Annotated in this window: 1 protein-coding gene; it reads left to right on the top strand. The window is 44.6% G+C overall.

All coding sequences use genetic code 11. From position 1 onward, the window contains the following. Positions 1–200: OB-fold nucleic acid binding domain-containing protein (locus tag GJQ66_RS15000; RefSeq protein WP_230379669.1), on the top strand; the 200-nt coding region annotated here is incomplete at its 5' end. Positions 201–249: the final 49 nt, after the last annotated feature.

The raw sequence follows: 249 nt of genomic DNA, 5'->3' as shown, positions 1-249 counted from the left end.
AATGGACTATTGTTGGCGAAGGAGGGAAAAAACGCCTCGTCGGACAGTTTACAGATGGTACCGGAACAATTGATCTGGTATGGTTTCAAAGCATAAATTATTTCGAAAAATACCTTCGCCCGAATGGCGAATATATTGTTTACGGGAAGCCCGTGGCTTTCGGTTCGAAATGGGGTTGTGGAATCGGTGGATTATCCTAATACATTCAAGGAAACCGATGGGGCGGCCAATGACCGGATCAAAATTTGT

Origin of the sequence: Microbacterium sp. ZXX196 (assembly GCF_009709595.1) — a bacterium.
GTDB classification, from domain to species: domain Bacteria; phylum Actinomycetota; class Actinomycetes; order Actinomycetales; family Microbacteriaceae; genus Microbacterium; species Microbacterium excoecariae.
Note: the sequence above shows the minus strand (reverse complement) of the source record. Positions and strands in the feature narration are given on the sequence as shown.